This is a genomic window from uncultured Sphingobacterium sp. (genome assembly GCF_964277905.1).
Taxonomy (GTDB): Bacteria; Bacteroidota; Bacteroidia; order Sphingobacteriales; family Sphingobacteriaceae; genus Sphingobacterium; species Sphingobacterium siyangense.
The window spans coordinates 1-14,099 of sequence record NZ_CAXYKD010000010.1 but is presented as its reverse complement, the minus strand read 5'-3'; the positions used below and the strand labels follow the sequence as shown (position 1 = coordinate 14,099).

Genomic DNA, 14,099 nt, shown 5'->3' with positions numbered 1-14,099 from the left:
TAATTTAAAGTGTTGTTTATGGATCATACTATTGTCGCACAATAGCGATCTTTTTGTTACGTAAGTACAGCTTCTACCTTTTTTCTCTTTTATTTTTTTTTTGCGGCAAATTAGGATCAGATAGTGATCAAATTAACTCTTTTGACAGTGCTTGTTCAGTCATCGTTCAGTGATTGTTCAGTGCTTGCTCAGTGTAGACTGAATGATCAGTGACTGATCACTGTTTAAAAAGCGATTGAAAATTGTTATTAGGTATAAGTTGATCTTAAAATATATCAATTTTAAGATCTATCTTACTTTTAAGTTTTTGGATAATTTTGCTAGCATATAAAACTATCGCCCAATAAACAGATTAATCGTTGAAAACCTCCTGAACTAAAAAGCTCCTAAAATGATGTCATTTTAGGAGCTTTTATACTTTATTGCTTTAAAAGGAGCGATAATTATTTTATATCCGTTACTTCAATTACAAAATCCAATGGGGAGTTTGCCGGAATAGTTCCCACAGCCTGGTTTTGGTATCCATAAAGGGAAGGTGCCATGATATGAATTTTACTGCCCTTTTGTAGACCTTTTTCTGTTAAGCCGCCTAATTTCATGTCACCGATTTTTTGCGGAGCAAATGCGAAGGTCCAAGCAGGAATAATAGTGCTGTAAAATGGGTATTGATACCCCGTGTTTGTGATGATTTCAAATTCTTTGGCAGTATCAGTTTGATCAAATACACTTCCACTCAATAATTTTCCAACGTATTTTACAGTCGGTTTAAATTTTAAGTATTTGCCATTTAATGTGTCAACCACTTTATATTCATAGTTCCCTGTTCCTTCGGCAAGAATTTCATACCAAATTCCTGTTTCGCTGTTGTATTGTGCATCAGGGTAATTTTGGCTAACGTAATTTTTAAGTGTTACAGAATCCGTTTTAAATTGTGCATTCGCATCATAAACCGGCGCATCGTCGCTTTTGTTACAGCTGATAATAAGGAAAGCGATTGCTGCAATTCCCATGAATAGTGGTGATAACAGTTTTTTCATTATATTTTTTATTGGTTTTTCAAGGAAAAGCTATTTTCTTTATGAAAGTAGCTTTGCAAATGTATATTATTTTTTCTTCGTTAAATGTTTTCGCTATAACAATTAACATTTTGATACAGTAATTTACACTTTTGACCCTGGAATTAGCTGTTTAGCATTGAACCAACGCAACTACGCATATTAACATATTGGCTATGCTGGCACATTGGCCACTTTTGGAGAGTGTTTACAAAAAAAGCCATTTCCACAAGGAGAATGGCTTTTTAGCTTGATTCCAGATGACCGGTTATTAGTTTTTGATGTCAACAACTTCTATTGTAAAATCCAAAGGAGATTTTGCAGGAATAGTGACATTTCCTGTTGAAGAGTCTTTTTGGTCATTATCACCATATGCCCATGGAGAGGGTGTAATAAATCTAATTTTTGATCCTTTTTTTAGCCCGTTTGTTGTAATGCCTCCTGTTTTTTCTTCTTTACCATTATAAGTAATTGATTTTGGTAAAAAGGCAATTTGCCAAGCAGGAATTACCTTTGAAAGGTTAAATGTTGCTGTTTTTCCGTCTTCAGTTTGCTGAAAGATAGTTCCACTTGGAACAAGTTTTCCAATGTATTTTACTGTTGCATTAGGGGCAACAATTCCACCATTTCCGCTGAATGAATAAGTGTAAGAACTCTCATCTCCTGCAGCTAAAACTTGATATGCTAATCCTAATGAATCAATGTATTGTACATTTTGAAGTTGATTGTCTGCAACATATTTTTTGATTATTGGGAATTGATCTTCAATTCTTTTTTTATTGATCGAATCTTGAACACGTTGTTTCTCCGTTTGCTCTTTGTAATAAGCATCCCAATCAAAATTATCTTTATTACAAGCCGTAAAAAGAACCCCAAGACACAAAAACGCCATTAATAATTTCGTGATATTTTTCATAATTTCTTAAAGTGTGTATTAATTATAAAATCCAAAACGCAGGAATAATGGAGTTCGCTACAAGTAAATGTTAAATTATTCTAAAAAAACGGATAACTCCTTTGAGTTCAGGTATTTTTGCTGTATACTTTTTAGGCGAAATTCGCTGTCAAAACGTAGGAGAGTTGGGAAGATCATTTTTCTTCCTTGTAGCAATTGCAAAGCTAAAGGATGGTATTGTCCTGTTTTCTTTCTTTTGCTTAAGGGCCTCCATATACTTTGGTCAAAAGAAATGTCTTGGATAGATTCTGCATCTAAATGAACGGCGTAGTAGCGCTTGTTGATTAATTGGACAAGCTCCTTTTTTGTAAAGATTTCCTGTTCCATTTTCCGGCAATAGCTGCACCAATCTGTATGAATAAAGAGAAGTGTTTCGCGCGGGAAAACATTCAGGAGTGAATCCAGTTGTGCAAAATCAATCCAATTTATCCGCTCCTGTCCTTGAGAACAGAGCGGATAAAAGAATAGGATCAATAGCACATATATTTTTTGGAAATGCTTCATATCCCAAATTTGTCTTAATGAAAATGACCAACACGAAGGCCAAATGTATATGTTCGAGGGCGTGTTGGACCATAGATATAGTCTGAGTCCCGTAGCGCTCCCTTGTCAAAATCCTTCTGGAAAGCATTGAACATGTTTTGTACACCACCAAAGATTTCAATGCTGAAATCCTTATGTATTGGGAAGGTATAACCCAAACGGAGATTTAATTCCACAAAGTCCCGGGCATTTTTGAGGGTCATCACATCATTTTGGATGTGTGGAACAATCATCTTTCCCGTGTACACGCCCGTCAGATCGATCGCAAATTGTTTGGTCGCCTTTATGTTAGTGTTCATATAGCCATAAATATTAGGCGTACGGACATATTTTTGGGTCAGGATATCCTGTCCATCTTCTTTCCCCTCATAGATAAGTTGATCTTTCTTATAACGTGAGCGCTGGATCGTTCCGCCGGTTTGGAAAGAAAACCAAGAGGATGGCGCGATATTGATTTCAATATTGGAACCGTACACCCTGGCTCCCTCACCATTTTGCATTTCCTGGATAATCAATCCATCTTTTTCAGACGCCATGACGTTGACAAACTGATTGTTTAGATCCGTGTAAAATCCCTCCACGAGCAAACTCGTTTGTACATTTCCAAAATTTTTATTGTAGCTAAAAGAACCTGTATAGGCATTGGAGTATTCGGTTTTCAGATTTTCACCGATCAATACAAATACTTGGTTTCCGCCAATGGAAGTGACGTGCATGTCCTCATTAAATGCTTGTGGTGCACGGAAACCCCGTGCATAGCCTCCTCTAAATTGAAGGTCTTTTGTGATATCGTATAAGATGGTCAACCGTGGGCTAAGGGTGCCGAAGCGCTGATCGGAGTTTCGGTTTATACCTGCGAGACTATATTTACCGTCAACATAGGTGTAATCGTATCGCGCTCCGATTAACGTTTTAAAATTGCTTAAAGGCTTCCATTCATATTGGGCATAACTGCCTAGTCCTTTGTTCTGCTGATCAATGGTTCGTTTATACCCTGGTATTTCATCCTGGGTATTGTTGTATGAAAACTCCACTCCGGCAGTAAATACATCTCTTTCAAAGTTGTAGGTATATTGTCCCCCGGCAACTAGCGCGATATCATTAGTTTTTCCATAGGCATTTGCGGCTAATGTACTGTCCGCAAGGGTTGTTCCGCCTCCAAGACCGCCGTAGTAACTGTCGCGAACAGTTTTCTGTACAGAGCCATACAACGACATTTTTTGCTTATAATCTGTGGAATAGTGATCGTATGTGATTCCGCCAACAAGCGAACTGGTTTCCAACTGCTCGGTGATCTGCGTCAGGTGTGGTACTTTATCGAGTTGATCACCACCGCGGCGAAACTCATTTACGGTACTAAAATCAACCGTTATCTTATCTAGGTCACTCGGTTTGTAAAATAGTTTTGTGCCGAACGTGGTGTTACGAAGTTTGGTTATTTCCGAAAAACCATCGCCATTGGCATCGTAAGCTTCCCGATTACGGTGCATACCGTAGAATGTGGCCCCTCTTTTGAGGTCTTCCGATACGGTGGAGGTATTAAAATCCACTGTATTATCCCAGCTTTTGCCGCCAATGAGTGAGTTGGTGGATTTTACTTGCCAGTCGTTTTCTACAGGATCTTTTGTAATAATATTGATTGTTCCGGCGATCGCATTGGCACCAAATAATGCCGAACCACCACTGCGCACAACCTCAATACGATCGATCATACTTGTTGGAATCTGATCCAATCCGTACACGCTATTTAATGCGGAAAATACCGCCCTACTGTTGATCAATATTTGTGAATAGGGGCCTTCGAGGCCATTCAGGCGGACTTGTGAAAAGCCGCAATTCTGGCAATTGTTTTCTACCCGTACACCCGGCTGATAATTCAATGTTTCCGACATGGCAACAGATTGTGTTGCATTAAATAATTTTGGACCTATAACATTGACAACCACGGGGGCGTCCTTACGTTTGACGCCATAGCGTGTAGCCGAAACAACAACCTCATCCAAATTGAGGTTATCTTCTTCCAGTTGAATTTGCAAAGGCGACTTCAACGTGTCTAAAGAGATGACTTTGCTGAAGGAGCGATAGCCTACTGCCGATATATTTAAGGTTACTTTTTGCGTTGGTATGGCGGATAGTTTAAAGTACCCATCTGGATCGGATGTAGTTGCGAGCTTGCTGTTTTTTAAAGTCAGTGTACCAGAAGGAATCCCCTCATGGTTTTTGTTGAATAAGTAGCCTTCAAGTTTTGATTGGGCGTATATAGTGGATGTACCAGCCAGTAATGTGGCCAATAAAGTGTATTGCTTTAGCATCGTAATTTTATGAAAATTTAAAAATACAAGCCTCGTATAGCATGGTCTGTTCCTTGTTATGAACGGCGTTCAAGACATAGCATCTTATCGGAAGCAGGGTAATAGCTTGTTTCCGACAAGGTAATGTATACCAATGAGCTCACTGAAACCATAATGACAGTATTCAGCGAAGGTTTTCGCTATTGTAACAGGGACAATTCTCAAAGAAGAGGCAAATAAAAATGGGATCAAAGATGATATATCGATAGCGGTATTTCATGCTGTCGTTCTGGAGCCAAGTAATTTAGCACATGCGTAATCTCTTACTTGTTTGCGCCAAGTTCGTTTGATTGTTATTGAAACAGGGACGGGCCTTCGAAATCTTTGATTTTTGGTTTATGCTAAGCTGGGGGGACCACGTAAATGGTAATGATCGATCGTTGTGGTGATCGCCTCCGGACAAAATGAATTATAATGCTCTTCTTTTATTTCACGCGGAAGAGGAAGTTCAAGGACAGTAAATTCAGTTTGTACGTAGGTATTGTGATAGATGACATTGAGGTATTCGATTTGGTCATCTGTTTCTTGCGGCTTTTGTTTTTTGGTAAAATCATAAGGGTGGGTGTGCATGACAATTTCACCGGTTGATTTTACCTCTTTGTGCATAAAAACAACACCCGAAATAATAATCAGCGACATTAATACCAATTGGCATAATGCGATAAGCTGACGTGGGGATTTCGTTGTTTTTCGGTACATAAAAAAGCGCTACTTTTTAGGGTAACGCTTCAAAAATACGATTTTATTTTGTGAGTATTCGTGATCTACTCATTAAAAAAATATGAAATAGCTATATACTAAGCTTACAGTGCTTCCTGATTATTTAATCAGATGATTGTTGTCGTCAGGAAATACAACGGAAGGTTTAAACTGCTTAGCTTCTTCAAAGTCCATGTTCGCGTAGGAAATAATGATGACGATATCGCCAACTTGAACCAGGCGAGCCGCGGCACCATTCAAACAGATAATACCTGATCCACGTTGACCTGGGATGACGTATGTTTCAAGACGGGCTCCATTATTGTTGTTTACGATTTGAACTTTCTCGTTAGCGATGATATTTGCGGCATCCATCAAATCTTCATCTATTGTGATACTACCCACATAATTCAATTCCGCTTGTGTGACTTTAACGCGGTGAATCTTGGATTTCATTACTTCTATTACCATGGCGCAAAGGTAGGGCTTTCTGCTGAATTTGAAAGATTTGTCAATTAATTTGACAAATTATTCAGAATCATATTATCAATCAAACGGACGCCTTCGACCCAGGCAGTGACAAGTGCGACATGCTGCTTGCTGAAATCGATGTGGTTGACTTCTTTTAACGTTGAACTTTCACATAGCGCAAAGTATTCAACGCTAAGCCCATCGGTGTCTGTTAAAATCTGCAGGGCTTTGTCTTTTATTTCCGCTAGGGGGATAGGGTTATGTATATGATCTTTTACATATTGCAGGGAGCGAGAGAGTGCCAAAGCTGTTCTTTTTCCAGCTTCACTTAAGCGCGCGTTTCTAGAGCTCAGTGCTAGGCCGTCTTGGTCTCTAATGATAGGACATATTGCCAATTGAATCGCGAGATCCTTCATAGCTATCATGCGTTTAATAACCATGACCTGCTGAAAATCTTTCTGCCCGAAACAAGCAATATCCGGTTGTACCAATGTAAATAATTTATAGACCACCTGCGTGACACCTTGGAAATGGCCGGGGCGTTTTTCACCTTCCCAAATTTGGTCCAGTTCGCCAAGATCGAGATGCCAGGCCTCATTTTTATCGGGGTACATCTCATCAACACTTGGTAAGAAAAGGATGTCGCAATCGACGGATTCCAGTAATCTGATGTCGTTTTCGATGGGCCGTGGATATTTTTCGAGATCTTTCGGATCGTTAAATTGTGTGGGGTTAACAAAAATGCTGCAAACACGAATATCACTGATTGGTTTTGCATAATTTAATAAGGATAAATGTCCTTCATGTAAAGCGCCCATCGTAGGGATTAGGGCGATTTTTTGACCTGTTGATCGGGCTTCTTGCAGGTATGCTTGGAGAGATGCTTTCGTTTTGAAAATTTCCACTTTGCTATTTAGTTTTTTGTTGGCAAAGGTGCATAATATTTTGGGAATATAAAACGATGATTAATAGTAAATTGCATAGTAAGTATTTTTTTCGTACCTTTGTAGACCGATTTTACTGTTCGAAAATAATAAATAAAAATAACTGGAGATGGCAAAAACGAAGATATTGTTTATTACTCACGAGATGTCGCCTTTCCTCGAATTAACTAAAATTTCTGAAATTACACGTCAACTTCCGCAAGCGATGCAAGAAAAGGGTTTTGAGATCCGGATCTTAATGCCGCGTTTTGGGAATATCAATGAGCGTAGAAATAGATTACATGAGGTTATTCGTCTTTCAGGCTTGAACATTGTTGTGGATAATAATGATAATCCGCTAATTATTAAAGTTGCTTCATTACCTGCGGCCCGTATGCAGGTGTATTTCTTGGATAATGAAGACTACTTTCAGCGTAAAAAAGTTTTTAGTGATGAGCATGGCGAATTCTTTGCAGACAATAATGAGCGTTCGGTGTTCTTCTGTAAAGGAGCGTTGGAAACTGTGAAGAAATTAGGATGGTCCCCTGATGTAGTACACTGTCATGGATGGTTCTCTGCTTTGGTACCGGCTTACGTGAAGACGACTTATAAAGACGATCCTACATTCAAGGATGCAAAAGTGATGTACTCTTTGTTCAATGAAGAATTTAAAGGTACATTAGGTACGAAGTATGCTGAAATGGCGCCAGAAGGTTCCTTTAAAGCCGCGGATGCGCAGGTGTACGGTGATGGTAGTTATGAGGCGATCTACAAAGGTGCTTTGCATTTTACCGATATGGTGGTTGTCGCTGACGACAATGTCAACACTGAAATAGTTGATTTTGCTCGCTCAAAAGATATTCAGGTTTTTGAACCTAATGGCGATCAGGACTACGATGCTTTTGGAGAAGTGTATGATCAGTTTGCGCCTGAAGAAGTAGAAGCGTAAGCTTTACTTTTCGAAGCGTTTCGAAAAACAAACAGACAATAATATAAAAAAGGCTATTCTCAAGAATAGCCTTTTTTTGTGCGTTTCTTTTTTCATCCGGTCGAACCGTTATTTCAATGATTTTCGGTGCGCTACCTGTTAGAAACCTTTTGTCGCGATAAATATAACTGCGAATTGTTATCTTCGCAATAATCTGTCATTGTTTTTAGCTATTCATACCAGGAGATCTCCGCGAAGATAAATTGGGTGTGATCTATACCTCATAGGTTAGGTTATCAAATAGCATACATAGGCTGTATTATATTGTATTTAAATCGGGTGTTTGGGCATGTTTCTAGGATATGAACAGACACCATAGCTATAATCGTGTAATGAAAATTAAGGTAGGATTTGGATTTGATGTCCATCAGATGAAAGAAGGTCATCCATTTATTGTTGGTGGAGTGCAATTGGAGCATCATGCTGGTGCCTTTGGGCATTCTGATGCCGATGTGTTGGTCCATGCGATATGTGATGCCATTTTGGGCGCCGCCAATTTAGAAGATATTGGCTATCACTTTCCAAATACAGATATGCGCTGGAAAGGCATTAGTAGTTTATTATTGTTAAAAGAATGTATGGCGCTGATTGCTGCGAAAGGATACACGCTTGGCAATATTGATGCGATGCTGTGTCTGGAAGCTCCTAAGATCAAACCCTATATCCCACAAATGAAAGTTAAACTGGCTGAAGCAACGGGTTTGGATATCGACGACATCTCTATTAAAGCAACAACAAATGAAACGATGGGATTTATCGGTCGTCAGGAAGGGGTGGTTGCCTATGCGGTTTGTTTGATTGAACGCGCGTAGTTCGCTTCAATATTTTCACGTTTAAATTCTTGCTTTTGGCCCAATTAGTAATACCTTTGCCAAAGTAGGGATTGGCACACTATCTGATAGAGTGAGCATTAATGTCTTAATTGAAGTCTTTAAAGATCAAAATAATGCCGTATCCAAGTTTGAAAAACACAACTGTGGCTGGAAAAATGGGCTATGCATTGCGGTCTTTAAAATGAATAATATTTACGTCTGAAATTTAGTAAATAGATGAAACGAGTATCAAAAAAAAATCAACTTACTGAGGCTGATGTCAAGCGGTATACGTTCAATTTTTGGAAAATTATCGTCGGGATCGTCGCGATAGGTTTCCTCTTTATATTGAGTATACGTCTTGGCGTATTTGGAAAATTACCCTCCTTCAGTGATTTGGAAAACCCCAAAAGTAATTTAGCTTCCGAAGTTATCACGGAAGATCATAAGGTATTGGGAACCTATTATGTCCAAAACCGCTCCAATGTAAAGTATAGTGAATTGTCACCTTATTTGGTCAAAGCATTGGTTTCGACGGAGGATAAACGCTTTTATGATCACTCTGGAATAGATTACTCACGTACATTTACAGTTATCTTTCACACCCTGACCGGTAACAAGCAGGGGGGAAGTACAATTACACAGCAGCTGGCACTTAATCTATTTTCGGATGGACGGCAAAAGAATTTTCTAAAGCGTGTCATCCAGAAATTTCAGGAATGGATTACAGCGGTTCGCTTGGAAAGAAATTATACCAAAGATGAGATTATTACCATGTATTTTAACACGGTAGACTTTGGTGCTTACAATACATACGGAATCAAATCCGCTGCGCGAACTTATTTCAATACAACTCCGGATAAACTGACAGCAGACCAAGCAGCCCTTTTGGTGGGAATGCTTAAAGGTCCAGGAGCCTATTCTCCGGTGCGGTATCCCGAAAAATCACGTACTCGCCGTAATACGGTGTTGAATAATATGGTTGCCGCAAATTTTATTTCGGCTGAGGAGGCTACAAAAGCGAAAGAAAAACCACTTGGTTTAGAACTTAAGATCGCAAATTACGGTGAGGGTTTGGCGCCATATTTTAGAGCGGTATTAAAGGATGAAATCAAAAAGGAATTTGCAAAATTGTCCATCACCAAACCAGATGGCACACCTTATGACCTCGATCGTGATGGATTGAAAATCTATACGACGATTAATATGTCTATGCAGCAATATGCAGAGGATTCGCAAAAAGAGTGGATGAAGCAACTGCAGTCTAAATTTGCCGCGCAATGGAAAAATAGGGATCCTTTTAAAGGGGATAAAGCCAAGCTGCTCATTAGCGGAATGAAGCGCTCTGACCGTTACCGTATTTTGAAAGAAGAGGGCTTGAATGAGGACGAGATCAAAAAGGCTTTCAATGTCAAGGTTCCGATGAATATATTTACATGGAAGGGAAGTGTTGATACGATGATGACGCCAATGGACTCTATTAAGTATAATAAACTTATGTTGCGCAATGCGATGATGTCTATGGAGCCGAAGACCGGACATATTAAAGCCTGGGTTGGAGGTATTGACTTTGACCACTTCAAATATGATCAGGTAAAAATGGGTACGCGTCAAGTCGGATCAACGGCTAAACCATTTACGTACGCTGTGGCGATTGATAATGGTTATTCACCATGTTACAGTATTCCCAATTACCAACAAACTTATAACGGATGGACACCAAGAGGAAATGCACAAGGTGGAAACCCGATTACCCTAGCGAAAGCATTGGCTTATTCGCAAAACTATGCAACGGCCTATCTGGTACACGAAGTTGGTGCTGCGGAAGTAGCTGCATTGACAAAACGGATGGGTATAACAAGTGATGTGCCTAACTATCCATCGATCTCATTGGGGGCTTATGAAGCGTCGGTCTTTGATATGGTGGGTGCTTATTCGGCATTTGTGAATCAAGGAACTTGGATTGAGCCAACAGCGATCTTACGGATCGAAGATAAGAATGGTACACCGATCTATGATAAAGCACCAAAGGTCGTAAAAGTCCTAAATAGCGAATCCGCTTATATTATTGTTGATATGTTGAAAAAGGTGGTATCCCAGGGTACGGCGAGACGTATTCAATGGATGTATAAGCTCACAAATCCAATTGGCGGTAAAACAGGTACAACCAACGACAACTCAGATGCCTGGTTTATTGGTATTACACCGGAACTGGTTACGGGTGTTTGGACTGGTGCAGAAGATCGAGGCATTAGTTTCGACAGGATGGAGTACGGACAGGGGGCTGCAGCAGCAATGCCAGTATTCGCTTACTACATGCAGAAAGTGTATAAAGATTCAAATTTGAAGTATACCAAGGGTGATTTTGAGCAACCGCAGGGTGGCCTTACCCGTGTCATTGACTGTAATCAGTATTGGGGCGGTGGTGGCTCTGATGTCGAAGATGGGTCTACGGATTCAAGCGGCAAAGATGCGACTAAACTAAAAGATGATCGCTTAGGTTTCTAAGTTATTTTAACGAATACCATTGGGCCAGACAATAAATTTTTTCGAGATTTGTTGTCTGGCTTTTTTGCTGACGGTGTTTGATATTGGAACATAATGGACGTATTTGACTATAGAGAAGAATTAAAGAAGATACCGCATCGACCGGGAGTCTATCAGTATTTTGATAAAAATAACGAACTGATCTATATCGGTAAAGCGAAGGATTTGCGTAATCGGGTCGGCTCGTATTTCGTTAATGAAAATCAGCTGAATGGTAAAACCCGTGTTTTGGTTCGGAAGATCAACCGTATATCTTTTACTATCGTTGACACGGAGATTGATGCTTGGTTGCTTGAGAATTCATTGATCAAAAAACACAAACCCAAGTATAATGTTCTGTTAAAGGATGATAAAACCTATCCATGGATTGTCATCAAGAACGAACCTTTTCCGCGGGTTTTTTGGACCCGACAATATATTAAGGATGGGTCCCGTTATTATGGCCCCTATCCTTCGGTGGGGATGATGCATATTGTATTGGATCTGATCCGTGAATTGTTTCCCCTCCGTACCTGCAATTTGGCCCTAACACAGGAAAATATACGGAAAGGCAAGTTTAAGATCTGTCTCGAATATCAAATTGGAAATTGCAAGGGGCCCTGTGAAGGGTATCAGTCCGAAGACGACTACGATCAGAACCTGAGTGATATCAAGGATATTCTGAACGGAAAGATTGCTGTGGTGACCAATCGTTTAAAGGAGAGTATTGCTACCGCAGCAGCAGCTCTGGATTTTGAAAGAGCGCAGTTAATTAAGGCGAAGCTGGATAAGCTGGACAATTACCAAAGCAAGTCTACGGTGGTCAACTCATCCATTACAAATGTGGATGTATTTAGTATTGCTTCAGACGAGGGCTACGCTTTTGTCAATTACCTGAAAGTCATGAATGGTGTTATTATTCAGACGCAGACGCTCGAAATGAAGCGGCGTTTGGATGAGAGTGAACAGGAGCTTTTGGCCTTGGCCATACCGGAGATTCGGGAACGCTTCAAAAGCCTTTCGCGGGAAATTATCGTACCCTTTGAATTAGATATTGAAGAGAACGAACGGATTCGATTTACGATTCCGAAGCTGGGCGAAAAGAAAAAATTGCTGGAGCTTTCCCAAAAGAATGTGGCATTTTTTAGAAAAGAGCGTCTATTGCAATATGAAAAGCTTAATCCTGATATTCGGACCGAGCGCATCTTAAAACAGATGCAAAAAGATCTTCGCATGAATGTGCTCCCACAGCATATTGAATGTTTTGATAACTCGAATATTCAGGGGAATTATCCCGTATCGGCTATTGTTGTCTTTAAGGATGCAAAACCTTCGAAGAAAGATTACCGTCACTTTAATGTGAAAACAGTTGAGGGACCCAACGATTTTGCCACGATGGAGGAAGCTGTTTTTAGACGCTATAGGCGATTATTGGATGAAGATCAGCCGTTGCCGCAGTTGATCATTATCGATGGCGGAAAAGGGCAGCTAGGCGCAGCCTTAAAAAGCCTGCGCTTGTTGGGGATAGAACGAAAAGTAACCGTCATCGGTATTGCCAAAAGACTGGAGGAGCTTTTCTATCCAGGTGATCAATATCCACTTTATTTAGATAAAAAATCTGAGACCCTCAAGGTCATTCAACATCTTCGGGATGAGGCACACCGCTTTGGAATCACCTTCCACAGGAATCAACGGAGCCGGAAGACCTTCGTTTCAGAGCTGGAAAACGTTCCGGGTATAGGTAAAACAACCGTTGAGAAAGTATTAACTGAATTTAAATCGGTGAAAAAAGCGAAGGAAGCCTCAGATGAAGAGCTAAAAAAAGTGCTTAATCTGAAACAGATTAAAGCACTTCGTGAATATTTTGCAAAATAAAAATTTATAAGAAGAACAATTCGTGCAGGGGAGGTCGGTATAAAAAGATCTCCGTACGAACTCTTCAATGCGGGTTAATCGTCGTACCCGAAACGTTTAAGGTAGTTCTTTTTACTTCTCCAGTCAGGAATTACCTTAACAAAAAGCTCGAGGAATACTTTTCCGTCGATAAACTCTTCAATATCCTGGCGCGCATAAGTGCCGACTTTTTTGATCATGGCTCCTGCTTTTCCAATGATAATGTTTTTTTGAGAGTCGCGCTCAACAATAATTTCGGCAGCAATACGTGTGATATTTGCTTCTTCTTTGTAAGATGTAACGATTACTTCTGTACTGTAGGGAATCTCTTTATCGTATAGTTTGAATACTTTTTCACGAATCATCTCAGAGACAAAAAAACGCATGGATTTATCCGTTAACTCATCCTTTTCATAATAGGCTTCGTGAATAGGTAATTTGTCCTTAATGTAGTGCATCACGGCAGCAACATTATGATTTAATTTTGCTGAAATCGCAAAAACGGTATCCGGATTTAATTTTTCCTGCCAAAACTCAATCTTAGCCTTGACCTCTTCTTCCGAAGATTTATCGATTTTGTTGATAAGTACGGCAACAGGAGAATTTGTTTTACGCAATTTCTCCAGGACATCGTTCTCATCGTATTTTTCGTGGATATCTGTCACAAATAAAATAATGTCTGCATCGATCAACGATCCTTGGACAAAATTCATCATTGATTCTTGCAAAGAATAGTTTGGTTTGATAACACCAGGGGTGTCCGAAAACACAATTTGATGGTCTTCATCGTTTACAATACCGATAATGCGGTGTCTTGTCGTTTGCGCTTTGGGTGTAATGATAGACATTTTTTCACCCACTAAAGCGTTCATTAGGGTGGACT

Annotated in this window: 12 protein-coding genes; 4 read left to right on the top strand and 8 right to left on the bottom strand. The window is 39.8% G+C overall.

The window, feature by feature from the left end; all coding sequences use genetic code 11:
- Positions 1–443: 443 nt before the first annotated feature.
- From ACHWSC_RS06945 to panC, 7 genes are all read right to left on the bottom strand, one after another.
- Positions 444–1,037 (bottom strand): FKBP-type peptidyl-prolyl cis-trans isomerase, encoded by a 594-nt coding sequence (locus ACHWSC_RS06945; protein WP_088163059.1) that lies wholly within the window; start codon positions 1,035–1,037, stop codon positions 444–446.
- Between the two features lie 289 nt (positions 1,038–1,326).
- On the bottom strand, positions 1,327–1,971 hold the full coding sequence (locus tag ACHWSC_RS06940; protein ID WP_394676281.1) for an FKBP-type peptidyl-prolyl cis-trans isomerase: 645 nt from the start codon (positions 1,969–1,971) through the stop codon (positions 1,327–1,329).
- 75 nt (positions 1,972–2,046) lie between these two features.
- Positions 2,047–2,514 carry a thioredoxin family protein gene (locus ACHWSC_RS06935; protein WP_394676280.1) on the bottom strand — a complete coding sequence of 156 codons (468 nt, stop codon included), beginning with the start codon at positions 2,512–2,514 and terminating at the stop codon, positions 2,047–2,049.
- Between the two features lie 14 nt (positions 2,515–2,528).
- Positions 2,529–4,865, bottom strand: coding sequence for a TonB-dependent receptor domain-containing protein (locus ACHWSC_RS06930; protein ID WP_394676279.1), 2,337 nt, complete (start codon positions 4,863–4,865; stop codon positions 2,529–2,531).
- Positions 4,866–5,240: 375 nt separating this feature from the next.
- Entirely contained in the window at positions 5,241–5,603 is a 363-nt protein-coding gene (locus ACHWSC_RS06925; RefSeq protein ID WP_394676278.1) for a hypothetical protein, read from the bottom strand.
- A 120-nt stretch (positions 5,604–5,723) separates the two neighbouring features.
- Positions 5,724–6,074 (bottom strand): aspartate 1-decarboxylase, encoded by a 351-nt coding sequence (panD, locus tag ACHWSC_RS06920; protein WP_070570112.1) that lies wholly within the window; start codon positions 6,072–6,074, stop codon positions 5,724–5,726.
- 44 nt (positions 6,075–6,118) lie between these two features.
- Positions 6,119–6,979, bottom strand: a complete 861-nt coding sequence (gene panC / locus ACHWSC_RS06915) for a pantoate--beta-alanine ligase (protein ID WP_394676277.1) — start codon at positions 6,977–6,979, stop codon at positions 6,119–6,121.
- A gap of 148 nt (positions 6,980–7,127) precedes the next feature.
- Between panC and ACHWSC_RS06910 the strand changes: the two genes are divergently transcribed.
- The 4 genes from ACHWSC_RS06910 to uvrC all read left to right on the top strand — a co-directional run bounded on the left by ACHWSC_RS06910 (position 7,128) and on the right by uvrC (position 13,198).
- Positions 7,128–7,946, top strand: a complete 819-nt coding sequence (locus ACHWSC_RS06910) for a glycogen/starch synthase (RefSeq protein WP_394676276.1) — start codon at positions 7,128–7,130, stop codon at positions 7,944–7,946.
- Positions 7,947–8,317: 371 nt separating this feature from the next.
- The gene (gene ispF / locus ACHWSC_RS06905) at positions 8,318–8,797 is read left to right on the top strand and encodes a 2-C-methyl-D-erythritol 2,4-cyclodiphosphate synthase (protein WP_070570337.1); all 480 of its coding nucleotides are present in this window, start codon (positions 8,318–8,320) and stop codon (positions 8,795–8,797) included.
- A 237-nt stretch (positions 8,798–9,034) separates the two neighbouring features.
- Positions 9,035–11,305: a penicillin-binding protein 1A gene (locus ACHWSC_RS06900; protein ID WP_394676275.1), complete on the top strand. Its 2,271-nt coding sequence runs from the start codon at positions 9,035–9,037 to the stop codon at positions 11,303–11,305.
- 93 nt (positions 11,306–11,398) lie between these two features.
- Positions 11,399–13,198 (top strand): excinuclease ABC subunit UvrC, encoded by a 1,800-nt coding sequence (uvrC, locus tag ACHWSC_RS06895; protein ID WP_070570103.1) that lies wholly within the window; start codon positions 11,399–11,401, stop codon positions 13,196–13,198.
- A 74-nt stretch (positions 13,199–13,272) separates the two neighbouring features.
- Here uvrC and era read toward each other — a convergent pair.
- On the bottom strand, positions 13,273–14,099 hold an 827-nt coding region (gene era / locus ACHWSC_RS06890), incomplete at its 5' end, for a GTPase Era (protein WP_394676274.1).